Source organism: Pseudomonas sp. 05L36 (assembly GCF_056398125.1).
Window position 1 is genome coordinate 245,922 of sequence record NZ_JBFTOU010000003.1, and the last position, 21,718, is coordinate 267,639.

Annotated in this window: 23 protein-coding genes and 3 pseudogenes; 12 read left to right on the forward strand and 14 right to left on the reverse strand. The window is 60.6% G+C overall.

What is annotated here, in order from left to right:
• Positions 1-82 precede the first annotated feature (82 nt).
• On the forward strand, positions 83-841 hold the full coding sequence (locus AC1DKH_RS04895; protein WP_477797592.1) for a DUF899 domain-containing protein: 759 nt from the start codon (positions 83-85) through the stop codon (positions 839-841).
• Between the two features lie 12 nt (positions 842-853).
• On the opposite strand, the gene AC1DKH_RS04900 is transcribed toward AC1DKH_RS04895, so the two are convergent.
• The 3 genes and pseudogenes from AC1DKH_RS04900 to AC1DKH_RS04910 all read right to left on the reverse strand — a co-directional run bounded on the left by AC1DKH_RS04900 (position 854) and on the right by AC1DKH_RS04910 (position 2,171).
• Positions 854-976 carry a hypothetical protein gene (locus AC1DKH_RS04900; protein WP_477797679.1) on the reverse strand — a complete coding sequence of 41 codons (123 nt, stop codon included), beginning with the start codon at positions 974-976 and terminating at the stop codon, positions 854-856.
• Positions 977-1,023: 47 nt separating this feature from the next.
• Positions 1,024-1,605, reverse strand: a pseudogene (locus AC1DKH_RS04905) (APH(3') family aminoglycoside O-phosphotransferase); the annotation flags it as partial.
• A 71-nt stretch (positions 1,606-1,676) separates the two neighbouring features.
• Positions 1,677-2,171 (reverse strand): DUF2938 domain-containing protein, encoded by a 495-nt coding sequence (locus AC1DKH_RS04910; RefSeq protein WP_477797593.1) that lies wholly within the window; start codon positions 2,169-2,171, stop codon positions 1,677-1,679.
• Positions 2,172-2,252: 81 nt separating this feature from the next.
• On the opposite strand from AC1DKH_RS04910, the gene AC1DKH_RS04915 reads away from it, so the two are divergent.
• The gene (locus AC1DKH_RS04915) at positions 2,253-2,687 is read left to right on the forward strand and encodes a helix-turn-helix domain-containing protein (protein WP_477797594.1); all 435 of its coding nucleotides are present in this window, start codon (positions 2,253-2,255) and stop codon (positions 2,685-2,687) included.
• A gap of 105 nt (positions 2,688-2,792) precedes the next feature.
• Here the strand turns inward: AC1DKH_RS04915 and AC1DKH_RS04920 are convergent, their stop codons facing one another.
• Positions 2,793-3,407: a helix-turn-helix domain-containing protein gene (locus tag AC1DKH_RS04920; RefSeq protein WP_477797595.1), complete on the reverse strand. Its 615-nt coding sequence runs from the start codon at positions 3,405-3,407 to the stop codon at positions 2,793-2,795.
• A gap of 183 nt (positions 3,408-3,590) precedes the next feature.
• On the opposite strand from AC1DKH_RS04920, the gene AC1DKH_RS04925 reads away from it, so the two are divergent.
• The 4 genes from AC1DKH_RS04925 to AC1DKH_RS04940 all read left to right on the forward strand — a co-directional run bounded on the left by AC1DKH_RS04925 (position 3,591) and on the right by AC1DKH_RS04940 (position 6,988).
• A complete protein-coding gene (locus AC1DKH_RS04925; protein ID WP_477797596.1) occupies positions 3,591-4,727 on the forward strand; it encodes an NAD(P)/FAD-dependent oxidoreductase in 1,137 nt (378 codons plus the stop codon).
• 27 nt (positions 4,728-4,754) lie between these two features.
• On the forward strand, positions 4,755-5,135 hold the full coding sequence (locus AC1DKH_RS04930) for a RidA family protein (RefSeq protein ID WP_218431882.1): 381 nt from the start codon (positions 4,755-4,757) through the stop codon (positions 5,133-5,135).
• 96 nt (positions 5,136-5,231) lie between these two features.
• Positions 5,232-6,287, forward strand: a complete 1,056-nt coding sequence (locus AC1DKH_RS04935; RefSeq protein ID WP_477753305.1) for a YkvI family membrane protein — start codon at positions 5,232-5,234, stop codon at positions 6,285-6,287.
• Positions 6,288-6,562: 275 nt separating this feature from the next.
• Complete coding sequence (locus AC1DKH_RS04940) at positions 6,563-6,988, forward strand: GNAT family N-acetyltransferase (protein ID WP_477797597.1); 426 nt, start codon at positions 6,563-6,565, stop codon at positions 6,986-6,988.
• Between the two features lie 292 nt (positions 6,989-7,280).
• Here AC1DKH_RS04940 and AC1DKH_RS04945 read toward each other — a convergent pair.
• Positions 7,281-7,364 (reverse strand): annotated as a pseudogene (locus AC1DKH_RS04945) (polar amino acid ABC transporter ATP-binding protein); the annotation flags it as partial.
• 4 nt (positions 7,365-7,368) lie between these two features.
• On the opposite strand from AC1DKH_RS04945, the pseudogene AC1DKH_RS04950 reads away from it, so the two are divergent.
• Both AC1DKH_RS04950 and AC1DKH_RS04955 read left to right on the forward strand, forming a co-directional pair.
• Positions 7,369-7,593, forward strand: a pseudogene (locus tag AC1DKH_RS04950) (Lrp/AsnC ligand binding domain-containing protein); the annotation flags it as partial.
• Between the two features lie 216 nt (positions 7,594-7,809).
• Positions 7,810-8,082: a DUF2790 domain-containing protein gene (locus AC1DKH_RS04955; protein WP_477753303.1), complete on the forward strand. Its 273-nt coding sequence runs from the start codon at positions 7,810-7,812 to the stop codon at positions 8,080-8,082.
• Positions 8,083-8,138: 56 nt separating this feature from the next.
• Here the strand turns inward: AC1DKH_RS04955 and AC1DKH_RS04960 are convergent, their stop codons facing one another.
• From AC1DKH_RS04960 to AC1DKH_RS04980, 5 genes are all read right to left on the reverse strand, one after another.
• Positions 8,139-9,071, reverse strand: coding sequence for a LysR family transcriptional regulator (locus AC1DKH_RS04960; RefSeq protein WP_477753302.1), 933 nt, complete (start codon positions 9,069-9,071; stop codon positions 8,139-8,141).
• A gap of 64 nt (positions 9,072-9,135) precedes the next feature.
• Positions 9,136-10,086, reverse strand: a complete 951-nt coding sequence (locus AC1DKH_RS04965) for an aldo/keto reductase (protein WP_477797598.1) — start codon at positions 10,084-10,086, stop codon at positions 9,136-9,138.
• 23 nt (positions 10,087-10,109) lie between these two features.
• Positions 10,110-11,588 (reverse strand): efflux transporter outer membrane subunit, encoded by a 1,479-nt coding sequence (locus tag AC1DKH_RS04970; protein WP_477797599.1) that lies wholly within the window; start codon positions 11,586-11,588, stop codon positions 10,110-10,112.
• 19 nt (positions 11,589-11,607) lie between these two features.
• A complete protein-coding gene (locus tag AC1DKH_RS04975; RefSeq protein ID WP_477797600.1) occupies positions 11,608-13,104 on the reverse strand; it encodes a DHA2 family efflux MFS transporter permease subunit in 1,497 nt (498 codons plus the stop codon).
• Positions 13,104-14,240 carry an HlyD family secretion protein gene (locus tag AC1DKH_RS04980; RefSeq protein ID WP_477797601.1) on the reverse strand — a complete coding sequence of 379 codons (1,137 nt, stop codon included), beginning with the start codon at positions 14,238-14,240 and terminating at the stop codon, positions 13,104-13,106. The genes AC1DKH_RS04975 and AC1DKH_RS04980 overlap by 1 nt, the downstream gene beginning before the upstream one ends.
• Before the next feature lie 260 nt (positions 14,241-14,500).
• Between AC1DKH_RS04980 and AC1DKH_RS04985 the strand changes: the two genes are divergently transcribed.
• Together AC1DKH_RS04985 and mug are read left to right on the forward strand one after the other, a co-directional pair.
• Complete coding sequence (locus tag AC1DKH_RS04985) at positions 14,501-15,127, forward strand: TetR/AcrR family transcriptional regulator (protein WP_477797602.1); 627 nt, start codon at positions 14,501-14,503, stop codon at positions 15,125-15,127.
• Positions 15,120-15,641, forward strand: coding sequence for a G/U mismatch-specific DNA glycosylase (gene mug, locus AC1DKH_RS04990; protein ID WP_477797603.1), 522 nt, complete (start codon positions 15,120-15,122; stop codon positions 15,639-15,641). Before AC1DKH_RS04985 ends, mug begins: the two co-directional genes overlap by 8 nt.
• 145 nt (positions 15,642-15,786) lie before the next feature.
• On the opposite strand, the gene AC1DKH_RS04995 is transcribed toward mug, so the two are convergent.
• Both AC1DKH_RS04995 and AC1DKH_RS05000 read right to left on the reverse strand, forming a co-directional pair.
• Positions 15,787-16,869, reverse strand: a complete 1,083-nt coding sequence (locus tag AC1DKH_RS04995) for a sterol desaturase family protein (RefSeq protein WP_477762287.1) — start codon at positions 16,867-16,869, stop codon at positions 15,787-15,789.
• Between the two features lie 77 nt (positions 16,870-16,946).
• A complete protein-coding gene (locus AC1DKH_RS05000) occupies positions 16,947-17,609 on the reverse strand; it encodes a hypothetical protein (protein WP_477753294.1) in 663 nt (220 codons plus the stop codon).
• Positions 17,610-17,760: 151 nt separating this feature from the next.
• Between AC1DKH_RS05000 and AC1DKH_RS05005 the strand changes: the two genes are divergently transcribed.
• On the forward strand, positions 17,761-18,132 hold the full coding sequence (locus AC1DKH_RS05005) for a DUF3302 domain-containing protein (protein WP_477753293.1): 372 nt from the start codon (positions 17,761-17,763) through the stop codon (positions 18,130-18,132).
• Between the two features lie 3 nt (positions 18,133-18,135).
• Entirely contained in the window at positions 18,136-19,095 is a 960-nt protein-coding gene (locus tag AC1DKH_RS05010; RefSeq protein WP_477797604.1) for an HlyD family secretion protein, read from the forward strand.
• A gap of 55 nt (positions 19,096-19,150) precedes the next feature.
• On the opposite strand, the gene AC1DKH_RS05015 is transcribed toward AC1DKH_RS05010, so the two are convergent.
• Together AC1DKH_RS05015 and AC1DKH_RS05020 are read right to left on the reverse strand one after the other, a co-directional pair.
• Positions 19,151-20,662 carry an aldehyde dehydrogenase family protein gene (locus tag AC1DKH_RS05015; protein WP_477797605.1) on the reverse strand — a complete coding sequence of 504 codons (1,512 nt, stop codon included), beginning with the start codon at positions 20,660-20,662 and terminating at the stop codon, positions 19,151-19,153.
• Complete coding sequence (locus AC1DKH_RS05020) at positions 20,649-21,716, reverse strand: aminoglycoside phosphotransferase family protein (protein WP_477797606.1); 1,068 nt, start codon at positions 21,714-21,716, stop codon at positions 20,649-20,651. Before AC1DKH_RS05020 ends, AC1DKH_RS05015 begins: the two co-directional genes overlap by 14 nt.
• Positions 21,717-21,718: the final 2 nt, after the last annotated feature.

Below are 21,718 nucleotides of genomic sequence, written 5' to 3' on the forward strand. Positions count from 1 at the left end.
AAATCCCGCCACGCTTGTCACTCCCATCATTCGATACCCGGGTTTAGTCTAAATCACGACCTTTCACCAGGAGCGTACAACGATGAACACGCACAAAACCGCGACCCGGGAACAATGGCTGGCGGCACGCTTGCAACTGCTCGAAGCGGAAAAGGCCCTGACCCGACGCAGCGATGAAGTCGCCAGGCAACGCCAGGCATTGCCATGGGTTCGCCTCGACAAGACGTACCGTTTCGATACCGACAGCGGCGGCGCAACCCTGGCCGAGCTCTTTCAAGGGCGCTCGCAACTGCTGGTCTACCACTTCATGTTCGGGCCCGACTACACGGCCGGCTGCCCGTCCTGCTCAGCCATCGCCGATAGTTTCGACCCCGTCGTCATCCACCTGGCGAACCACGACGTGACCCTGATGGCGATATCCCGCGCGCCGTTGGCGAAACTGCAGGCCTACAAGCGTCGGATGGGCTGGACCTTTCCCTGGGCCTCGGCCGCCGACAGCGATTTCACCGCCGACTTCAACGTTTACTTCACCGAAGCGCAGCAGCGTGAAGGGCTGGTCGAGTACAACTATCAGCGCGGCGGCCATGCCATGGACGCCAGTGAAATACCGGAACCGGTGAAACAGTTCGCCGCGACGTGTGGCACCGATGCGCCGACCTACACCCGCGACCGGCCGGGGTTGAGTACGTTCGTGTTGGAAGACGGCGAGATCTATCACACCTACTCCACCTACGCCCGGGGCCTGGACGGATTGTGGGGCATGTACCAATGGCTCGACCGCGCGCCCAAGGGGCGCAATGAAACGGGGCCCTGGTGGCGCCGGCATGATGAATACCAGTGAGCGCCAGCGGCGTCACTGACCGTCGATGAAGACATCCGCCAGCTTGTCCACCAGCGCAGGCTTGGTCTGCGAGACCCGGCGCCGGGTCGCCCATTCCTGCCATTCCTCGGCACGGTCCAGGGTGTAGCGCGGCACAAAGTCGCCGCGCGACGCTGCTCCCGGTTCTGCCAGCCGGTAAAGCTGCTTCCTTCGACCATGAAATTCGGTAGGCAGGCATCGCCGTGGGTGACCGCAAGATCATAGGTTTCAGGGAGCGTCGACAGCATCTCTGCGAAAACACCCTCAGCGGTCCGACCCAGCCGCTCATCGTCAAAGTCTGCCTCGTCAACGAGCCCGGCACTCACTCGACTCCTGGCGGCGGCTATGCGCTGCTCCAAGGGGTGATCAAAGGGACATGTCTCAATTGGCATCTGGTGCAGAGTACGTAGTGCCGCCGCCAGGATGCTGATGACTTGGGGTGGAGACAAATCGTTGGCACTGGCCAGATCATGTCCAGGGACGGCACTCATGAGTAACCAATGGCGATTATTTTCTGTCGTAGCATCAAGAACTGTTGGCCCAGGCAGGTCAAGCCGGTTCATCCAGCGAAGACGCTCAATCTCTTCCGGCAGCTCACTGTGTACGCCAATGGGCTCGGACTTCACGAACAGGTGTTCCCCATTGATGCAGCGGATGCGAGAAACCTCGGCTCCTGACTCTCCGATAGTTTGTCGTTCAATAGGCGCCCCACTGAATTTTTGGGACCATTGGGTAGGAATGTACATACTGTCACTTACTCAAGTGTTGGCGGATTTACTGCCAGTCGGTTGCATGACAAGCAAGACTCAAACCCTGCTCACTTCGAAGCCAAGGCAATCACCACCGCGGACAGGTAGAGGCCAACGCCAAAGACGGTATGATTTATTAAACTGCGCATGCAGTTCTTGGCCGGCGTCGGCGTCTTGGAGGATGCAAATCCTGCCCCCATGGCGGGCTGTATAACAAAAAGCGGGACTGCCACTGTTGCCACGCCCAAAGCGATTGCTGGCAGGAAAGTGGGTTCCTGCAGCCAGGCGACGCCTTGAATGCACGCCAGTAACACCGCGAAAGCAACACCCGTGGCGTAGTGCGCCACCCAGCCCAGGATCACTTCACCTCGCACCGGCATCGCTTGCCCAATGCTGGCATGAGCGAATTTGCCTTGGCATACATGACCTACCCAGCGCCCGACGAAAGCGAAATTCAGCGTTGGAACGCCAAAGGCCTTCATGAGGAACATCCACAAATCCATGACGACGGTAGCGCCAACCCCCAACAGAAAAACGTGTGCAACCACTTCCAGCGATGCCATACCTACCTCTTGTTCATGGACCAATTAATCTTGCCGATGCATGATAGAAGTTGAAGTCAACTTCAAGTCAATGGGCTGAAAATGGATATCACTGAGGTCGTCAAACGCACGGGAATTCCTGCCCACACATTGCGTTTCTACGAGAAGAAAGGCTTGATCGCGTCAGTCAGCCCGCGCGGGGCTCGCCGTCAGTTTGCGTCTGCCGTGGTTGAGCAGTTGGCTGTTATCGCACTCGGACAGGCAGGCGGTCTCTCACTGGACGAGATACGTGCCATGCTTTCCCCGAATGGTAAGGCCGTTGTTGATAGAGACGTGCTTTTGGCCAAGGCGGATGAGATTGATGCGACCGTCAAGCAACTACAGGCGATGAGCCGGGGATTGCGGCATGCGGCCGCATGTCCAGCCCCTAGCCACGCAGAATGCCCGAGATTTCATCGGTTACTCAAGGTCGCAGCGGCTGGCGTCTTTAAACGGGGCAGGCATTCGGCGCCACATCCTGCGCCCGTTCGGCCTTGAGCACACCGCACGAGCGCAATGGAGTTCCTGGCATCCTTGGAATATGGCAGTCCCTATCTCGAGCTGGAATGTGAGTTCAACCTGGAACTGACAGCCCCCTCAGCGTCAATACTCCGACATCACCACCATCACTTCAGCGTCGGCGCCATCCTGGCCTTCCGCCAGATAAATATGACCAATCGAGCTGTTGAAATAGGCTGTTTCTCGACAGCCAATGCTGATTGATTCACCCGTTTCGAATTGAATGCGCACACGACCTGAAAGGACCACGGCGAACTCTTGTCCGGGGTGACGGATGTAGTCTTCGAACTGATTCAGCTCGCGCGCACAGATCCGCGCGTACATGGGCGTCATGCTGCGTCCGGGGAAATCCCCCGCCATCGGGTGATATTCGTAATTGCCCGTGCTGTAACCCGCCGCACTGTCGATGGCGGTGCTGACCGCCGTGGGCTGTACAGCACTGACGCCCGCCTTGGCCGGACTGAAAAGCTGGGCAATGTCCACACTCAGGGCCCGAGCGGCGGCCGCGAGTTTTTCGTAACTCACCGACACTTGCGCCAGCTCCATCTTCGACAAGGTCGACAGCGCCACGCCCGAACGCTCGGACAGTTGTTTAAGCGTCAACTTCTGGTTTTTGCGGATGACACGCAGGCGCGCACCGACCTGGGCGCGATCTATCAAGGGATGGTCCGTGGGACACGAGACTCGATCGGAACTCATGCAGACTTCTCTGTCGTACGAAAAACGGTGCCTGGGGCTGAGCCAAGACAAGGGCTGGAAATAATACCTCAAGGCAATGGGTTGACTGCGGAATTCTCATATCTTACATTTCTCGTATCTGAGAATTATAAAAATAAGGGGAAAACTTTTTTCCCCATCCCCAGAGACAGGAGTGATTTCGGTATGCAGGACAGCGAATGTTTCGATTTCGCCATCATCGGCGGTGGTATTGCGGGGGCCTCCCTGGCCTATCGCTTGGCCGGGCAAGCCAGCGTTGTGGTGCTCGAGCGTGAGAGCCAGCCGGGCTATCACGCCACCGGACGCTCCGCCGCGATGTTCATGGAAAGCTATGGCACACCGCAGATCCAGGCATTGACCCGCGCCAGCCGGGACTTCTATGAGCAACCGCCCACTGACTTCACCGAACATGCACTGCTGGAGCCTCGCGGCTGTCTGTACATCGCCGGCGAGGGGCAACAATCCCTGCTGCAACAAACCTTCGATGCCGGGCAGGCACAGGCTGGCAATGTTTCATTGATTGATACCGAGCAGGCCCTCGCGTTGGTGCCCTGCCTGCGCCCAGAGGCGATTGTCGGGGCGATGCTCGAAACCGACGCCCGTGACCTGGACGTCCACGCGCTACATCAAGGTTTTTTGCGGGCCATGCGCCGTGCCGGTGGCGTGCTGCAGTGCGATGCCCAACTGAGCGTCGCCACCCGCGAAGGTCGTCACTGGCACCTGACACTGGCCGACGGCCGCCAGTTGCGCGCACGCAACCTGGTGAATGCCGCGGGTGCCTGGGCCGACCAGGTGGCACAGCAGTGCGGCGTGCAGCCCATTGGGTTGCAGCCCTGCCGACGCAGCGCCTTTACCTTCGACGGCCCTGAAGGCATCGACTTCTCACGCTGGCCTGCGGTGATCGGCATCGACGAAAGCTTTTACTTCAAACCGGACGCCGGCCAACTGCTGGGTTCGCCGGCCAACGCCGATCCCGTCCCGCCACAGGACGTGATGCCCGAAGAGCTGGACATCGCCACCGGGATCTACCACATCGAAGCCGCCACCTCCTTGTCCATCCGCCGCCCACGCCACAGCTGGGCCGGCCTGCGCTCGTTCGTCGCCGACGGTGATCTGGTGGTCGGCTGGGACGATCACTGCGAAGGCTTCTTCTGGCTGGCGGCACAGGGCGGTTATGGCATTCAGTCAGCAGCCGGAGTTTCGCAACTGGCCTGTGCCCAATTGCTCGATCAACCCCTACCCGAAACACTGCGCCGCCAGGGCGTCGAGCCACAACGCCTGGCACCTGGCCGCCTGCGTTAATCATTCATCCCGATGAGGTTCCATAGCATGTCTGACAATCTCCAGCGTTACCCCAGCCACCTGCCCTATCCGTTCTCCAAAGCCATTCGGGTCGGCGATTTTTTGTTCCTCTCAGGGCAAGTACCGATGACCCCTCTGGGTGAAGTGGTGCTCGGTGATATCCGCGAGCAAACCGAGGCCGCCATGGCCCGCATCGGCGAGACCCTGGCCGAATGCGGGGTGGGTTTTGACCAGGTGGTGAAGGCCACGGTGTGGCTATCGGACATGCAACATTTCGCCGGTTTCAACGAGGTGTACAAGCGCCACTTCCAGAACGGCTTTCCGGTGCGCTCCACGGTCGGCGGCGCCCAGTTGGCGCTGGGGGTCGACGTGGAAATCGAAGTCCAGGCCTGGGTCGGCGCCCGCTGATCCACCCCTGCCGTTTGCCAGTGCGATGCCCCGGGACGGCCATGAACAGTGGTCGTCCCCATAAGCCATAACAAAAACAATTCGAGGGAAATCGTCATGAAAGAAAGTCTGAAAATAGCCGGTGCATTTGTCGGTGTGATTGTCGGTGCAGGATTCGCCTCCGGCCGGGAGCTGCAGATGATGTTCGTGGATTTCGGCGTATGGGGACTGCTCGGGACGGTGGTCAGCGCCGCACTCTTCACCTTTCTCGGGATGGCATTGGCGGGCATGGGTAGCCGACTACAGGCAAAGTCCCACAAGGACGTAGTCCATGCACTGTGCGGACGCTACCTGGGCACCTTTGTCGACCTGATGATCACCTTCTTCATGTTTGCGGTGACCGTGGTCATGTTGGCCGGCGGCGGCGCCTTGCTGGAACAACAGTTCGGCATTCCCGCCATGTTCGGCAGCGTGGCGGTGACCCTGATCGTGGTCGCCATCGTGTGCCTGGATGTGCAGAAAGTGATTGGCATGATCGGCGCCGTCACTCCGCTGTTGATCCTGACGGCGGTAGCGGTGGCCCTGTATGGCGTCGCCACCCGGGGCTTGAGTTTCGGTGAGCTAAATCAACTGGCCAGCCAGCAAGACGCTGGCGCAAGCCATTGGCTGCTGGGAGCGTTATTGTACGTGTCTTACAACATCGTGGCCGGGGTGCCGTTTCTGGCGATCATGGGCGGCGCTGCGAAATCCGAGAAGCAAGCCATCTGGGGTGGCATCTTCGGTGGCGCGTTGCTGGGGCTGCTGATGCTGGTGATGAGCCTGGGATTGCTGTCACGCCTGGACAGCGTGGCGGATTTGCCAATGCCCATGCTGTCCATCGCCACGGAGGTTTCGCCAGTCCTCGGTCTGCTGATGGCGGTGATCATTTTCCTGATGATCGTCAACACGGCCGTCGGTACCTTGTATTCCTTTTCGGCCCGGCTACTGCCGGCAGGCACTCGCAAATTCCGCGTCGGCTCAGCGGCCGCTGGCGCACTGGCTTTCGTCGGTAGCCTGGTCGGGTTTGTCAACCTGGTGGGCCAGGTCTATCCACTCTTTGGCTACCTGGGCTTTTTGCTGATTGGCGCAGTGGTCGTTGGCTGGTTACGCGTAGGACGCCTGGCCCAGGCTTAATCAGTCGATAGTGGCGTGCTGAGCAAAAAAACGATCAGTGCGACCATGACCATCAACGGAATCGGCAGGCCGTACGGGGCGATACTCATGCCAGCGGCTCAAATAGACTGTCAGCGTCCAGAGCAAACCGGTGCTGGCGTTGGCGGTCACAGTTCCAGCCCCATGTATGGCTGATCGATCAGAATCAGTGCCAGGTAGATCAGCGAACGGAGGACCGTTGCGCGGAGCACGCATTTGGCACAATGTTTTCTTCCTGACTCAATCGTTGAGGCCTCATGATCCGCGACTTTCGAAACGTTGACCTGGAGCCCGTATTGGACATTTGGCTACGAGCGTCAATCCAGGCGCATCACTTCATAGCCCCCGAATTCTGGCGTAGCCAGCTTGCTGCCATGCGTGAGGTCTACCTACCCGGCGCCATGTCCCGAGTGTTTGAGGCAGACGGGACGGTAGCAGGATTCTGCTCTGTATATGGAGACACACTTGCGGCGCTATTCGTATCGCCTGAGCGTCAGGGGGACGGTATAGGTACGCAGCTTCTCGCGGATGCCATGGCATCCAAGTCAACTCTACAGCTGACTGTGTATTCAGCGAATGCGCCTGGTATCCATTTCTATGAGAACCAGGGCTTTGTAGTTCTCAATGAACAACTGGATGCGCACACTGGCCACCTTGAGAAGGTGATGCGCTGGGTCGCCTAATCTGACTAATGTAGCTACAGGCGAAAGGAAAATGACAGGTCGCGCTAGCTTCAGCGTAAGCGTCTGCCCAACTGACCTTGCGTCGTTAAGGGCCCGTGATTTTCGATGGGAAGTCGGACAAGGAGCAATCAACAGCTGGCGCAACCCCGGCGGGTACTCCGTACCATCCGCGATCTCAAACCGTAACGCCGATGAAGATCAGCAGCTCCAGAAGCGACTCAGTCCATTGCCCGCGTCGTAACTTCGACGTTTGATCGCGCCTGCCCCGGGCGTTCAGAAGCGAAAGCGCAACTTATCTATCGTGCAGATGTTTTTTCAAGAACGACCGGGTTCGTTCCTGGACAGGGTTTTGCAGGATCTCTTGCGGTGCCCCCTCATGCCTGAAACGCACACCCGCAATCAGCTTGCTGGACCTGCTTGCGCAAAACTCGCGGGTACGACGAGTCTCCTCGGTCAGTGGCCAGCTCGACCTGGTCATTGAGGTCGAATCGCGAACCATTGATGATCTGAACCGGGTCAGAGATGCAGTAGCCAGTCACGAATCCGTTGAAGACATCACCACCGCTGTCGTTCTGCGGCGCGATATTGATCGGCAGAGTTCCTGATTCCCCTGGGGGAGAAGTCTTGAGACCGACTCCCCGCCAAAGCCCCCTCGATTCATGAGCAATCCGGCAACAGTGTTTATCCCGCCGACCGATTTTTGCGCCCCCGCCAAACGCCTAATATCGGCTCTACCCAAGTGAGCAAACCCAGTCAGATGCAACCCGCTCACAAGGCTGAACATCCTTGCAGGACAACGCTTCAACCACGAGGTGAAGATCATGAAACTGTTGAACATCGCACTCTTTGTTGCCCTTGGCGCCGCCGGTGCCCAGGCCTTTGCAGAGGACAGCCACTCAACTGCCGCCACCAGCCAAACGCCGGTTGAAACCTACACATACGGCACCAGGCTCGATATCAAGCGCGTCATCGAAGTATCGGAAGTTGCCGATGAATGCGGACCGGTCCCGGCGCGCATGACCTATGAAGATTCCCGGGGTCAACGCCGCACCATTGAGTACCAAGTAATGGGCAGCGGTTGCTCGAACGGTTGAGCACTGTATGGACGATGGAGGGTCGACACTCCATGCGTACAGCGCCAACCACAACGCTATACAGATGCACCGACAATTTTTTCATCAGCCGCGAGCAAACCCGGAATGGAATGCTTCAGAAATTCCACCCAGGTTTTTATTTTTGCATCCACGAACTTGCGTGACGGGTAGATCGCAAACAGGTTCAGCTCTTCAAGCCGATACCCTGGCAGTACCCGCACCAAAGTCCCCGCCCGCAGGCCCTCGACGGCCGAAGCAATCGGTTGAATACCAATCCCCATCCCGTTCTTGATCGCGAATGTCATGGCGTCAGCCGTGTTGACGTGGAAGGGCGACACCGGCGTGCTGAACGTTTCTATCCCAAGCGGGCCTTCAAACACCCAGTTCTCGGCTGGCATGACCGTGTTGACGATTCGCAGGCAATCATGGCCTTCCAGATCACCCGGCGATTCGGGCGTCCCGCGTTTTTTCAGGTAAGCCGGCGAGGCGCAGAGAATGCTGTAGGTGATACCCAGCCGCTGGGCGACAAACCCGGAATCGGGCAGGTCCCGCGCCAGTACAATCGACATGTCATAGCCTTCCTCCAGCAAATCCGGCAGCCGATTGGTCACGGTCAGGTCAAACAGAACCGAAGGATAGGTTTCTCGGTAGCGGGCAATGGCGCCGATCACGTAATGGTTGCCGATGGCCGACATGGCATGGATTTTCAGCCGGCCTGCGGGCATGACCTGCGCCGTACCCGCCTCTTCGTCGGCCTCGCGCATGTCCTGCAGAATCCGCTCGCAGCGCTGCAAATAGCGCACGCCGGCTTCGGTCAGAGCCAGGCGCCGGGTGGTGCGGTTGATCAGCCGTGTTTGCAGCCGGGCCTCCAGGCTGGAAACGGCTTTTGAAACGTTGGTCGTGGTGGTGTCCAGCATCGCGGCCGCCGCGGTGAAGCTGCCGCTTTGGGCCACTGCCGCGAAACAACGCAGGGTCTGGAAAACATCCATCGTTTTCACCTCAAGGGATAGGCAAACAGGACGGCCCCGTGACGGACCGCCCTGGCGTCAGCAACTACTGCTTGCGCGGAATGAATCCGGGGATACCGGTTTCAACCACCGAGTTGAAGCGTATACGGGTTGTGATGTCTTGCTGGATTTCAACCATGGCCCTGAGCGGCAAGGTCGAGATATCGATATTTTCCCGGATATGGCTCGGCGTTGCCGAGGTGGTCAGGAACGCTACCCCACGTTGTACCGACCAGGCCAGCGCCACCTGGGCCGGGGTTTTCTGCACACGCCGGGCGATGCCGGCAAGCACCGGGTCCTGCAGCACATTCGGTTCCATGCCATGCCCCAGTGGCGCAAACGCCAGCAGGATAATCCCGTGCGCCTTGCAGAACTCCAGCAACTCCCACTCCGGCAAATAAGGGTGGGACTCGACCTGCACCACGGCGGGTTTTATCCGGGCGTCGGCAACCAGCGCCTTCAGCGCCTGCAGCGTGATATCGGACACCCCGATGGACCTCACCCGCCCCTGATCCACCAGCCGCTCAAGCGCCCGCCACGTCTCGATCAACGTCACGCCGTCGTCGTAGATGACATTGCCCTGCTCATCCCTCGGGTCCTGGTTGTCGCCGGGTTGAAAGGCAAACGGCGTGTGGATCAGGTAGCAGTCGATGTAGTCCACTTGCAGGCGTCGGCAACTGGCTTCGAACGCGGGCTCGACGCGCTCGGGACGATGGTTGGTGTTCCACAGTTTGGTGGTGATGAACAGCTCCTCGCGCCGGACTTTGCCGGCCTCCTGCACTTCCTTCAATGCAACGCCAACCTGCGCTTCGTTGCGATAACGCTCGGCGCAATCGAAATGGCGGAAACCGGCGGCCAGCGCCTCCTTCACCGCTTCAGTCGTGGTGGCGAGATCGCGCAACAACGTACCGAACCCAACCGCCGGCATTTCGACCGCCCCATGGTTGAGCAGGAATCCGGTATCGCGCAGTCCGTCGTGAAAGGCTTCATAAGTCATGTCATTACTCCAGGCCGCAGCCATTATTGATACGAAGGTTTCTGCCCGTCGCCCGACGCAACGCGTTGCTCGAAGGCACCGACGGAGTTGCCGCCCAGCGCAACGAACAGTTGCACGGTGTCGAGGTACTGCGCGGTTTTCACGCGGATCTGTCCCAGCAGTGCCTGCTCATAGGCACGCTCCGCTTCCAGGACCTGGAGAATGCTGTTCTCGCCTTGCGCGAAGGCCTGCTGGTTCAACTGCAAACTGGTTTCGGCCGCGCGCAATGCGTCGGTCTGGGCCAGATGTTCCTCGGCGTCATGGTTGATCGCCTGCAAGGTGTCGGCGACCTGGCCGAACGAGGTAATGACCGTCTGTTGGTAACCGGCGAGTGTCGCTTTGTAGCCGTCGACGGCAGCTTGTTGTTCAGCCTTGAGCGTGCCGCCATCGAAAAGCGGTCCGGCCAACCCGGCAGCGAAACCCCAGAGTGCCGCGCCGCCATTGCCGGAAGCCGCCTGCGCCAGGGACGCGGACAGCGTGACGTGGGGATAGAGATTCGCCGTCGCCACGCCCACCGCTGCGCTGGCCATGTGCAGTTGCGCCTCGGCTTGCAGCACATCCGGCCGGTCGTGGGCCATTTCCGAAGGCAGGCTCACCGGCATGTTCGACGGCAGGGCAAACTCGCTCAAGTCGAAGTCGGGAGCGATCCAGTCCGCCGGCCCCTTCCCCGTCAGGATCGACAGCGCATGGCGTGCGGCATCGCGTTGCTGAGCAAGAGGCGGCAACAGCGTGCGGTCCTGGGCGAGACGGGTCTCGGCCAGCGATACATCGATCTGCGTGGTGCTGCCATTGAGGTGGGCCATGCGCACCAGCTCAAGGTTCCTTGCGTCATTGGCCAGCAGCTTTTCCACGGCCCGTATCTGTGCGTTGGCGGAGGCCACCAGCAACGCCTGGCTGGCGACGTTGCCGGTCAGGGTCAGGTACGCCGCTTCGTAGCGGTGCCTTTGCAGGTCGGTAAACGCCTGCTGTTGTTCAACCAGCCGCTTGTTGCCGCCGAACACATCAAGGTCGAACCCCACTCGCGGTCCTATCGCGTAGAAATTGGCGATGGAGGGTTCCTTGGTGTTGTGCAGCCGTTGACGACCGGCCACGCCAGCGAAATCAACCTGCGGATACAGCGCACCCTGCGCCGCCGCCACAGAAGACGCGGCTTGCCGGATCGTGGCATCGGCGGCCACCAGATCGAGGTTGCCGTCGATTGCTCGACGAACCACATGGTCGAGTTTCTGCGAGCGAAAGGCAGTCCACCAGTCACCACTGACCTTCCTGCCGAGGTCGATGCGAGGGTTGCCACCCTGGGCCAGACGTTGCTCGGCCTGTGGGTCATAGTGCTGCGACGTACTCGCCGCCGGTGTTTGGTAGTCGGGGCCAACGGTGCAGGCCGTCAGCAATACCAGCAGCGACAACGCCACGATCTTCGTTTGCATCCAGTAGCGGTTGATGACCAGCGCATAAGATTTCATTTGGCAAACTCCACGAAAACTAATTGGCCGCAACGGGCTTGCGAAGCAACAACACCAGCGGGCTCACCACCAGCATCACCACCATCAGGATCTTGAACTGGTCGATCACGGCGATGAACGCGGCCTGGCCGGTGATCATTTCGTTGAGCCCGTCGAGCACCTGCAACGGCGCCGAGGCCAGCGAATGCGCAGCCGCGCGGTACGGCGTCAGGTTGCTGACCAGCGCCATGTGCATCGCCTGGGTGTTGTTGAAGAAGAACAACTGCACGATCGCCACGCCCAGGGTGCTGCCGTAGACACGAGCCAGGTTGAACAGGCCTGTGCCTTCGGGGCGCAGCGTCGGGTCGAGCGTGCTGAACGCGACCTTGGTCACCGCCGGCATCAGGATGCCCAGGCCCACGCCCTGGATCGCACCGGCGACGGCCACGGGCCACTCGTCCATCAGCGGCGAATAGCCGAGCATCAGCCAGTTGGCATAAACCACCACCGCCACGCCTGCCGCCACGAAGGGACGACGGTCAAAGCGCTCGGGCAGCCGCCCCATCAGCACAAAGGCGCCAACCAGGCCCATGCCACGGGGAATCGTCAAGGCGCCGGTAGTGTCAGGCGGATAGCCGAGAATCTCGTCCAGCATCGGTGAGGTCAGGGCCATGGTCGACAACAGCACGAAACCGAGGGCGAAAAAGATCACCGTCGACAACACGAAGTTGCGGTCCTTGAGCAGGCGCTTGTTGAGGAAATGCACATTCGAGGTCAGCACATGCACCACGAACAGATAGGCCCCCAACGCAGACGCCACGGCTTCGAGCCAGATCTCGGGCGAAGCGAACCAGTCCAGGCGCTCACCCCGGTCGAGCAACATTTGCAGGCTGATCAGGCCGAGGGTGAAGGTGCCGAAACCGAAGAAATCGAACGCAGGAGGTTTCTCGGCCTTCTTTTCGGTCAGCAACAGCGCCGCCACCAGGAAGATAAACGCCGACAGTGGCACGCTGAGGTAGAACATCGGCCGCCAGCCAAAATGTTCGGCGATCCAGCCGCCGATACTCGGGCCGCTGACGATGCCGAACAGCACAATCGCCGTCCACTTCGCGCCAAACGTTGCACGCTTGTCCTGCGGCAAGGTTTCCATGGCAATCGCCATCGACAGCGGCGCCAGTACGCCACTGGCGATGCCTTGAATGATGCGCGCCCCCACGAACTCCAGCGGCGTCGCCGCCACCGTGGCGAGCAACAAGCCAAGGACGAACATCGCCAGCGCCGCCTGATACACGAGCTTCAAACCAAAGCGTCCGGCCAGCCATTGCGCGAGCGGCATGCTGATCGCACTCGCGGCCAGGTACGAAGTGAAAATCCAGCCCGCCTGATCGTCGCTCATCGACAGGCTGCCCTGAATCAACCTGAGTGCCGCGTTCGGCAGCGGCAGGTTCGCCGACTGCATGTAGGTCGCCAGCAAGGCGGCGAACCTGAGCGAGCGCGCACCCTCCCCTCCGGGGTTTACCACCGATTGGGTGTTCATCAGAAGTTACCTGCGGTCAGCAATGCCTTGAGCGGGTGCCACCAGGGGCTTTGAAACCGGGTATTGATCCGCACCGTGGCGCTGGTCCCGGAGAACAGCGGCAGTGCCGGGTCCACCTCGTCGAGCTCAAGCCGTACCGGTACCCGCTGCGTCACCTTGACCCAGTTGCCGGTCGCATTCTCTGGCGGCAGCAGCGCAAAATCCGACCCGGCCCCCGGGCTCATGCTGGTGACGTGGGCCTTGAACACGCGATCCGGGTAGGTATCGATGCGGATGGTGGCTTCCTGCCCCGGGCGCATGTGGGTCACGTCGGTCTCGCGGAAGTTGGCCTCGATCCAGATCTCGTGACCGGACAACAAGGCAAAGGCCGGCGCGCCGTTGTTCACATGGTTGCCCACCTGCAGGTCGTCAACCTTGGCCACGATGCCATCCTGCGGCGCATACACCGTGGTGTACGAGAGGTACAACTGCGCCTCGTCGAGCTGCGCCCGGGCCTCGCGCACCGTCGGGTGACTGTCGGCATCGATGTCCGGATTGCCGTTCAAGGCGACCACGGTGCTGGCGATCTGTTGTTCGATGGACGCGATCCGTTGCCGCGCCACCTTCACGTCGGTGTCGGCACGTTCGTAAATCGACTTCGAAACGAACTCAGTCGCAACCAGGGCCTTCTTGCGGGCAAAATCCTTTTGGTCGAAGTCAGCCGACTCTTTCGCCGATTGCAGTTCAGCTTGTTGCTGTCGATAGCTGGCCTTGAGCCCGTCGATACGCAGCCGCGCCACGCCCAGTTGTGCTTGCGCGCGGTCGACGGCGATCTGGAACGGTTTCGGGTCGATCCGGAACAACACCTGGCCCTTGCGGACCTGCTGATTGTCCTCGACGGCGATCTCTACCACTTGTCCAGAGATCCGCGCATTGATCGATGCCTTCGCCACTCGGGCGTAAGCGTTGTCGGTCGAAACATACGCCTGCCCCGACACATGGTGGGCATAGCCCAGCGCCGCGAACAGGATAGGAACACCCACCATCAACCAGGGGCGCAACCTCTGTTTCAGTGGTTTGTCGATACGCGAGTCAGCCGGGTTTGGGCCTGGGTGCTCGAAGGTCTGCGAAGCCGGGATATCGAACGATTTGGTCATGATCGAGTTCACCTTTAGCCGGGTAATCGGGCCGGCATCGGCAACAAGCGCCAGCGGCCCGCAGGTCAATAAATGCTGTAAACAAACAAGCCCGTGCGCGGTCAGGAGGATCGCTCCCACCGCGTCGGTTTCGTCGCCGCAACACTCAGTTCGCGCTCGGCTACCACAAACCCTGGAACAAGGAATTTCTGATTCCTTAATTTTGTGCGATGGTGTAAGAATATCCCTCGACCCACCCTCCTACAAGGATTTTGTACGACATGGCACAAAATAAATCGACAGAGGGTAAAGCCCGCGGCCGCCCTCGCGCCTACGACCCGCAGACAGCGTTGCAACAGGCGCTCGGTGTGTTCTGGAACACCGGCTATTCCGGCGCGTCGCTCGATAGCATCGCCACCGCCGCCGGCATGAATCGCCCCAGCCTCTATGCGGCATTCGGCGACAAGCACGCGCTCTATATCAAAGCGCTGGAGCAATATTGGGAGTTTGCCGCGGCGTCCATGCGCGAGGCGCTGACGGACCTAGAGCTGCCGTTGGCCGAGGCCTTGCAGCGTTTCTACGAGGGGCAGTTATCGATTTACTTCTCGGGAGACGGCCAGCCGCGCGGTTGCTTCGCCATCGGCACGGCAACCACCGAAGCCGTCGAAGACCCGGAAATTCGTGAAGTGCTGTCCGACCGCTTGAGCCGGCTGGATGCCGACCTGGAAGTTCGCCTGCAAGCGGCGAAAAATGCCGGCGAGTTGAAAGGCGATGCAGACCCGGCGGCTCTTGCCGTGCTCGCCTCGTCTCTGCTGCACAGTATTTCGATCCGTGCCCGGGCCGGTAAATCCCGAGCCGAACTGACGGCGCTGGCACGCCAGGCGATCAGAGTGATCTGCGGTGAGTGAAAAACTCGAAGATGTCCTCGCCGGACAGTTGGCCGTGATCTTCTGCGGCATCAATCCCGGAATGACGGCCGCCGCCCAGGGGCATCATTTTGCGGGGCGCGGCAATCGCTTCTGGCGCACGCTGCACCTCGCCGGGTTTACTCCCGAGGAAGTGCGGCCGGAAAACGATCGGACAATCTTGAGCTATCGATGCGGATTGACCGCGGTGGTCGAACGGCCGACGGCCAGCGCGGATCAGTTGTCCCTGCGCGAGTTCACCGCCGCCGCTGCCGATTTCGAACAGAAAATCGCACGCCATGCGCCGCGTTTCGTGGCGTTTCTGGGCAAGGCGGCGTATGGCGCGCTGTCCGGTCAGCGGGAGATTGCCTGGGGCTTGCAGCCGACGACGTTCGGCAATGCCTCGGTCTGGATCCTGCCCAACCCCAGCGGGAGAAATCGTGGGTTCAGCCTTGAGCAACTGGTCACGGCGTACCGCGAACTGCGCCTGACCGTCGACGAACAGCGACGGCTGTAATCACGCCGGAGGAATCGTCGCGAGCATACCGATCAGGATGGTCAACAGCAGAAAACCGCCGAGAAAAATCGTCATCTTGGCCATGCGGCCTCCCACACTATGAATTGGCGGTACAGGAGGCGCCGAGCGCTGCCGTACCGGAAATTTATTGTGGGCTGGTGGCTGTATCCGTTACAGAGGCAGATTGCGCTGAAAAATACGGATCAGATCCGTTTTCAGGCCGTGCTTTCGCGCGTTTCCCATAGAAAAGTTTGCGCGCGATGTCCACAAACGGCGTGACGATCAAACCGTGCAGCGTCAGGTAACGCTCGTGATCCTGCTCACCGGTGCCGTATTGAATGGCCTCGGGTGTGGACCGGGTGACGTACAGCGTGCCGAACATCCAGTCCCACAATGACAAATTGATGCCGAAGTTCTTGTTGAAGTGTCTCGGTGCATCGCTGTGATGAATCTGGTGTTGCGCCGGGCTGCTCAGCACCCGCTCAAACACCGGCCCGAAGGAAAACCAGACATGGCTGTGGCGCAGGTTGGCCGCCAGGCTATTGAAGATAAACACCATATAGGTCACGCCAAACAGCGTATAGCGGCTGATCTCCCCGCCGCAGGCGTACCAGAAGACACCGGCAAAGGCGCCGACGCAGATGATGTCCGTGAGCTTTTCGACCACTTCTTCCAGAAAGTGCACGCGGCTGGCCGTCGCCGGCACCAGCACGGGCGCCGAATGATGGACTTTGTGGAACGCCCACAGGTACCGCGAATGAAAAGCGCGGTGGCCCCAGTAATGGCTGAAATCCTTGACCAGAAATACGCCCAGCCCATAAAGCAGGGTCAGCGCCAGGTGTTCCTCCACTTGCGTGCGCGCGCCCCACAGGTGGGTGAAGAACGCGATGTAGTCCGCTGAACGCAAGACATACGGATCGACCAGGCCGACGATGGGCAACACCAGGGCAACCTTGAGGATGGCGAGTACGAAGTAATAGCGGTAGTCGAGCAGCGCCGAGCGGTGCAGGTAAACCCGACGGCCGCCGATGAACTGGCCGAACGAGCGTGCGTCGGTCAAGCCCCGGGATTTGCGCCAGCGGAACAGGCAATAAGCGGCGCCGTAAGACATGCAGAGAAAGGATAGACCGAGTCGACCGTTGACGTCGAAAATGCCCAGGAACTGCCGGGTGACCGGCTCGATCACCCACTGGAATAAATGAAAATGGATTGCGGCAAGAACATCCATACCAGGCTGCCCGACGTAAATGGAAGGGCAATAGTAAATGAGAATGAGTCTTTAGTGTGTTGAATTATGCCCAGTTGTCAGCCACCCAACGCAATGATTGCAAGGATCAGCACGCCCCCCGTGGCAGCCATGATCACCCCACCCTGCCATTGCGTGGCGCCAGCGTATCTGGCGAGCATCCAGCCGGCGATGAACAGCACCACGAGGCCGATCAGGTTGGACAGGCGGATGGCGAGTGCCGTCTGATCGAGCAGTATGAACGGCACCACCAGTGGAAATGTCGAGCACACGACCAACAGGAAAACACCGAGCGCACCCTTGAAGTCGTTCCAGCCCAGGCCCGCCCTGGTCGGCAAGGGGGGCTGCTCGAGCAGTCGACGGCGCAACAACTCCAGGCCCTCGCTGCCGGCCGCCACCGCCAATTGCAATGGCAACACTTGCGCAATGAGTGCCTGACCGGCCGCGGCGTCCGTGCCATTGCGCAGGGCGAGGTACAGCTTGATCCTGCGCGTGCGCTCGACCAGTGCGCGCAACAGGTACATGACTGCATCGGCCAGTCCCCAGGCGAGATTGCAACCGAGTGCGGCAATCATCATCGAGCGCTCGGCTGCCTGGTCTGCCGTGGCCACGCTGATGGTGCCGGTGAACGTCATGGCCATCAGCAGGCCGAAGATCACCTCGGTAATGCGCTCGACAGGGTCAAGTACAGGCGCCCTTTCGAATTGACCTTGGGTTTGCATGAATTCACCTCGCCCGGGGGTACCTGCACGATATCGGTCAACGCTTCGCCCAGGCAGCGGGTGCTCAAGCTGGATATCCGCGTCCCCGTCAAGTGTAGATTGAACGGCTACACTCATGCGCACACGTCACCTGTTTCAAGAGGAGTGATTCATGCTTGATTACTTCGCGCTGGGCCTGCTGATCTTTGTCGGGCTCATCTTGTTCTACGGGGTCATCCTGCTCCACGACATCCCCTATGAAATTGCCGTCCACCGCAACCACCCTCACCAGGATGCGATCCACGCCACCGGCTGGGTCAGCCTGTTCACCCTGCATGCGCTCTGGCCATTCCTGTGGATCTGGGCGATGGCCTATCGAGAGGACCGGGGCTGGGGTTTCAGTGACGGACACTCACCCAAAAGCCATGTGGTTCACCTCGAACAACAGGTCGCCGAACTGCAAGGGCGGATCGAGCGCCTCGAGGCGGCGACGGGCACGACACTGAGCAGGCTGCCAACGGACAATCTCGGCGAGGGCATTTGAACCATGGATCTCTTACTCATTCTGACGTATGCCGCTCTCTGCGTAGCCATCTTCAAGATCTTCCGCATTCCCCTGAACAAATGGACGGTGCCCACGGCGGTGCTGGGCGGGATCGTGATCATCGGCGCGCTGATTTTCACGATGAACTACAACCACCCCTACTCCGAGGTGGCGCGTTCCTATTTCGTATCGGTTCCGGTAATACCCGTGGTCAGCGGCCAGGTGATCGACGTGCCGGTGAAGACCAACCAGCCCCTGGAAAAAGGCGATGTGCTGTTTCGCATCGATCCCGCGCCTTTCGAATACCGGCTGAAATCCCTCAAGGCACAACTGGTTGCCGCCCAGGCCGATCGCGCCCGGATCACCGAGCTGATCAAGCGTAATTTCGGCACCCAACGGGAATTGGATGCGGTGGTCGCTCGCAGTGATGACCTGAAGGCACAACTGGACAGCGCGCAGTACGAACTCGACAACACCACGGTCCGTGCGCCGAGCAAAGGCTTCGTCACTCACGTTTCGTTGCGTCCGGGCATGATGGCCACCAAGTTGCCACTGCGCCCGTCGATGGTCTTCATTCCCGCCGAAGGGCATTACTTCGCGGCGTGGATGCGCCAGAACAGCCTGTTGCGCCTGACCGAGGGCGACGAGGCCGAAGTCGCTTTCGACGGCATTCCCGGAAGGGTTTTCGAAGGCAAGGTCAAAACCGTGGTTTCGGTCATCGCCGAAGGCCAGGTCCAACCTTCGGGCACGCTGCTCGGCTTCACCGGTTCACCACCGGCCGGCCGGGTCCCGGTGGTCATTGAAATCACCGATCCCGACTATGCCCAGTACGCCGACCAGATGCCCGGCGGCGCCTACGGCCAGGCGGCGCTGTACAGCCAGCATTTCCATCACATCGCGATGATGCGCAAGATCCTTCTGCGCATGGCCGCGTGGATGAACTACATCTTTCCGTTCCACTAACCCGGCAGCGACGGCAACTGGCTCAATCCTTGAATTGGGTCAGTTGCCGGTACAGCTAACCGGCCTGATCGCGATAGAACACGTCGTCGGTATACGGATACCACCAGTCCTGAATCTTCGGCTGGTGGTCGATGATGACCATTTTCGAGCGGCGGAACGCTTCCAGCCCCTGACGCCCGAGCTCACGCCCAAGCCCCGACATCTTCCAGCCACCGAACGGCAGCGCATCGTTGTCGATCAGCGGATTGTTGACCCAGACCATCCCCGCCTCCAGGCGCTCGGCGGCTTCCATGGCTTCGGCCAGATCCGTGGTAAACAGCGAGGCACCGAGGCCGAACGGCGAGTCGTTGGCCAACCGCACCGCTTCATCGAAATCGCTGACACGACAGATCGCCGCCACCGGGCCGAAACACTCTTCCTGAAGAATCGCCATGTCACCGGTCACGCCGGTGAGGATGGTCGGCTCATAGAACCAGCCGACGCTGTGCCCGGGTGGAATCCGTCCGCCACAGACCACTTTCGCACCCTTGGTCACGGCGTCATCGACCAGGCGCATGACTTTATTACGCGCCGCCTCGCTGACCATCGGCCCGATTTCCGAACGCTCCAGGCCATGGCCAATGCGCAAGGCACGGGCGCGCTCGGCGAATTTCGCGACAAACTCGTCATGGATTTCATCGACGACGTAGAAGCGTTCCGCCGAGGTGCAGATTTGCCCGCTCAAGTGGAACGCAGCGGTCACTGCGCCCGCCGCCGCCACTTCCAGCGGTGCATGTCGGGAGATGATCAACGGATCGCTGCCACCGGCCTCGATCACGCAAGGCTTCATCCGTTCGGCGCAGGCCACGGCAACCGCTTTGCCTGCTGCCACGCTGCCGGTGAAGGCCACCGCGTGGGTCTGCGCCGACTGCACCAACAACTGCGCGGTGACAGCATCGCCCGGCACACAGGACACCAGCCCGGGCAGCAACGCGGTGAAATGTTCCATGAACTTGAGGGTGCACAGGGTCGTGGCCTCCGCCGGCTTGATGATGCAGGCATTGCCCGCCGCCAGCGACGCGGCGACGGTCCAGCACATCAGCAGGATCGGAAAATTGAACGGCATGATGTGCACGCTGACGCCATAGGGCTCGTAGCGCACATGCTGGAACGAGCCGATCTGCGTGGTGCCGGCAACCTTGCCGGCATCGTCCCGGGCCATCTCCGCGTAGTAGCGAAAGATCGGCGCGCAGTTGGCCAACTCGCCCATGGCTTCGGGAAACGGCTTGCCCATCTCCAGGGTCATCAGGCGTGCGACTTCACGGTTGCAGGCCACGTTCTGTTCGATGGCGTTGGCCAGTTGATGCAGGCGTGCGGCGCGGCTTTTGGCATCCACTACACGCCATTGTTTTTGCGCGACGGTGGCGGCATCGATGGCGGTTTGCACATCGGCTTCGCCACACACGCCGACTTGCCCGACCGGTTGCAGGGTCGCCGGGTCAAGCACTTCGCGCACACGACCAGCGGTCAGCGGCAAGAACTCGGGATTGATGAAGCGCAAGGCAGAATCGCAGTTAAACGTGGCCATGGGATGATCCTTGAACCAATCGATAAGGGGTTTCGCGTAACGTCGCCAGGGTCTCGGCGGGCAGTTCCTCACGCCAGCCCGGCACGTGCCGGTCGAGCCATTGGCGCAGGGGCGCAAAGGCCTTGGCGTCCAGGGCGCGGACAAACAAACCCAGGGTGCGCGGCAAGTGCGCCAGGTAACCGTGCTTGCCGTCCCGCCCGGCCAGACGCACGAAAATTCCCAGCACCTTGGCGTGACGCTGGGCGGCCAGGCGCCGGTAGTCTTCGAGAAAATGCAGCGCATCCAGCTCCGGGCGTTGCAGCAGGTAATGACTGATCAGTGCCGCCCGCAGTTCCTCGGGCACATCGCGCCGGGCGTCTTCGAGCAGCGACATCAAGTCATAGGCTGCCGCCCCGACCAGGGCATCCTGGAAATCCAGCAAGCCGCAGGCGGCGACGCCTTCGCGGCCTTGCAGGAGCATCAGGTTGTCGACGTGAAAGTCGCGCAGCACCAAGGCTTCGCGACACTGTGCAACGTCGCGGCAGGCCTCGGCGAACAGCGCCAGATACTCATCGCGCAAGGCCTGTGCCGCCTCTTTGCCAATCAACAACGGCACATACCAGTCGATAAACAGCGCGTACTCGTCCGCCAGTCGATGCTCGTCGTATGGCGCCAGTTCCGCGGCTGGCGCTGCGCGATGCAACGCCACCAGCGTATCGACCGCCAGGTGATACAACGCCGACTCCGAATGCCCGGCCAGCAGCAGCCGGGTGTAGGTGTCTTGACCGAAATCCTCGATCAGCGCCAGCCCCGCCGCCTCGTTCACTTCCAGCAAGGCCGGCGCGGACAGGCCCAGCCCCTGCAACTGCCGGGCGATCCGCACGAACGGGCCGATGGGCTCACTGTCGGGGGGCGAATCCATCAGCAACAGGCCGGCGCCCTCCAGGCGGAAATAACGCCGGGTCGAAGCATCCGCCTGCAGCGCGATCAGCACTGTCTCGGCGTGACCGGCGCGGGCCAGAAAGGCAGCGCGCTGGCCTTCACGGGTTGGCAATGACGCCAATGCATCTGTCATGG

What these genes read in the sequence shown, in the direction of transcription:
- AC1DKH_RS04925 (WP_477797596.1), top strand. Translation starts at nt 3,591, where the DNA reads ATGCAGGACAGCGAATGTTTCGATTTCGCCATCATCGGCGGTGGTATT.
- AC1DKH_RS05010 (WP_477797604.1), top strand. Translation starts at nt 18,136, where the DNA reads ATGGATCTCTTACTCATTCTGACGTATGCCGCTCTCTGCGTAGCCATC.
- AC1DKH_RS04940 (WP_477797597.1), top strand. Translation starts at nt 6,563, where the DNA reads ATGATCCGCGACTTTCGAAACGTTGACCTGGAGCCCGTATTGGACATT.
- AC1DKH_RS04960 (WP_477753302.1), bottom strand. Translation starts at nt 9,071, where the DNA reads ATGGATGTTTTCCAGACCCTGCGTTGTTTCGCGGCAGTGGCCCAAAGC.
- AC1DKH_RS04895 (WP_477797592.1), top strand. Translation starts at nt 83, where the DNA reads ATGAACACGCACAAAACCGCGACCCGGGAACAATGGCTGGCGGCACGC.
- AC1DKH_RS04975 (WP_477797600.1), bottom strand. Translation starts at nt 13,104, where the DNA reads ATGAACACCCAATCGGTGGTAAACCCCGGAGGGGAGGGTGCGCGCTCG.
- AC1DKH_RS04965 (WP_477797598.1), bottom strand. Translation starts at nt 10,086, where the DNA reads ATGACTTATGAAGCCTTTCACGACGGACTGCGCGATACCGGATTCCTG.
- AC1DKH_RS04935 (WP_477753305.1), top strand. Translation starts at nt 5,232, where the DNA reads ATGAAAGAAAGTCTGAAAATAGCCGGTGCATTTGTCGGTGTGATTGTC.
- AC1DKH_RS04995 (WP_477762287.1), bottom strand. Translation starts at nt 16,869, where the DNA reads ATGGATGTTCTTGCCGCAATCCATTTTCATTTATTCCAGTGGGTGATC.
- AC1DKH_RS04955 (WP_477753303.1), top strand. Translation starts at nt 7,810, where the DNA reads ATGAAACTGTTGAACATCGCACTCTTTGTTGCCCTTGGCGCCGCCGGT.
- AC1DKH_RS04985 (WP_477797602.1), top strand. Translation starts at nt 14,501, where the DNA reads ATGGCACAAAATAAATCGACAGAGGGTAAAGCCCGCGGCCGCCCTCGC.
- AC1DKH_RS04930 (WP_218431882.1), top strand. Translation starts at nt 4,755, where the DNA reads ATGTCTGACAATCTCCAGCGTTACCCCAGCCACCTGCCCTATCCGTTC.
- AC1DKH_RS05000 (WP_477753294.1), bottom strand. Translation starts at nt 17,609, where the DNA reads ATGCAAACCCAAGGTCAATTCGAAAGGGCGCCTGTACTTGACCCTGTC.
- AC1DKH_RS05015 (WP_477797605.1), bottom strand. Translation starts at nt 20,662, where the DNA reads ATGGCCACGTTTAACTGCGATTCTGCCTTGCGCTTCATCAATCCCGAG.
- AC1DKH_RS05020 (WP_477797606.1), bottom strand. Translation starts at nt 21,716, where the DNA reads ATGACAGATGCATTGGCGTCATTGCCAACCCGTGAAGGCCAGCGCGCT.
- AC1DKH_RS04920 (WP_477797595.1), bottom strand. Translation starts at nt 3,407, where the DNA reads ATGAGTTCCGATCGAGTCTCGTGTCCCACGGACCATCCCTTGATAGAT.
- AC1DKH_RS04915 (WP_477797594.1), top strand. Translation starts at nt 2,253, where the DNA reads ATGGATATCACTGAGGTCGTCAAACGCACGGGAATTCCTGCCCACACA.
- AC1DKH_RS05005 (WP_477753293.1), top strand. Translation starts at nt 17,761, where the DNA reads ATGCTTGATTACTTCGCGCTGGGCCTGCTGATCTTTGTCGGGCTCATC.
- AC1DKH_RS04980 (WP_477797601.1), bottom strand. Translation starts at nt 14,240, where the DNA reads ATGACCAAATCGTTCGATATCCCGGCTTCGCAGACCTTCGAGCACCCA.
- AC1DKH_RS04970 (WP_477797599.1), bottom strand. Translation starts at nt 11,588, where the DNA reads ATGAAATCTTATGCGCTGGTCATCAACCGCTACTGGATGCAAACGAAG.
- AC1DKH_RS04910 (WP_477797593.1), bottom strand. Translation starts at nt 2,171, where the DNA reads ATGGCATCGCTGGAAGTGGTTGCACACGTTTTTCTGTTGGGGGTTGGC.